General features: G+C 63.2%; 1 protein-coding gene. It reads right to left on the bottom strand.

Annotated elements, in window-relative coordinates:
• Nucleotides 1-310, bottom strand: a 310-nt coding sequence (locus V6L75_RS21015) for a cadherin-like beta sandwich domain-containing protein (RefSeq protein WP_334253406.1), incomplete at both ends; no start/stop codon positions are given.

Raw genomic sequence — 310 nt, 5'->3', positions numbered from 1 at the left:
AGGTTGATTGCACCCGAGGCATTGCCGGAGGCGACAGTGTTGCCGTTCACGGTGACGGTCGCATTGGCGTCTGTCACAGTGGGGGTGACGGTCAGGGATGTGACGGCATTGCCGACGGAGGCGGTGTAGATGGTTGTGCCGCTGGCGAAGGCTGGTGTCAGCGTGCCCTGGGACAGGACGAGGTTTGCCAGGGTGGCGACGTTCGAGGCCGGGGCGGCACGATTGACGGTGATCGTGTAGGTCTGGGTTGTGACGCCATCCTGTGCGGTGCCCACGACGGTGATGGTGTTGTCGCCAACGTTGAGGTTGA

The organism is Pannonibacter anstelovis, from assembly GCF_036881715.1.
GTDB classification, from domain to species: Bacteria; Pseudomonadota; Alphaproteobacteria; order Rhizobiales; family Stappiaceae; genus Pannonibacter; species Pannonibacter anstelovis.
The sequence above is the reverse complement of the archived record's forward strand: the minus strand, read 5'-3'. Positions and strand labels throughout refer to the sequence as shown.